This is a genomic window from Bacillus sp. V26, assembly GCF_034296245.1.
Taxonomy (GTDB): domain Bacteria; phylum Bacillota; class Bacilli; order Bacillales; family Bacillaceae; genus Bacillus; species Bacillus halotolerans.
The window spans coordinates 1-259 of sequence record NZ_JAXKQF010000025.1 but is presented as its reverse complement, the minus strand read 5'-3'; the positions used below and the strand labels follow the sequence as shown (position 1 = coordinate 259).

At 54.1% G+C, this 259-nt stretch carries 1 pseudogene; it reads left to right on the top strand.

Annotated elements, in window-relative coordinates:
- Window positions 1-259, top strand: a pseudogene (locus UJ203_RS20825) (stage VI sporulation protein D); the annotation flags it as partial.

The following is a 259-nucleotide window of genomic DNA, read 5'->3' as shown; positions in this document are numbered from 1 at the left end:
ACAGCGAAGGTATAAAGGCGGAAGAAGCGCCAGCTGAGCCGCCAGAGCTTGTTGTCTCGGAAGCGAGGCTTCGTGAAGAGCAGGAAAATGAAGAGGAAGAAGCTGAGCGGTCAGAGCCATTGGCTTTGAAATCAGAGGACAGCGAAGGTATAAAGGCGGAAGAAGCGCCAGCTGAGCCGCCAGAGCTTGTTGTCTCGGAAGCGAGGCTTCGTGAAGAGCAGGAAAATGAAGAGGAAGAAGCTGAGCGGTCAGAGCCATT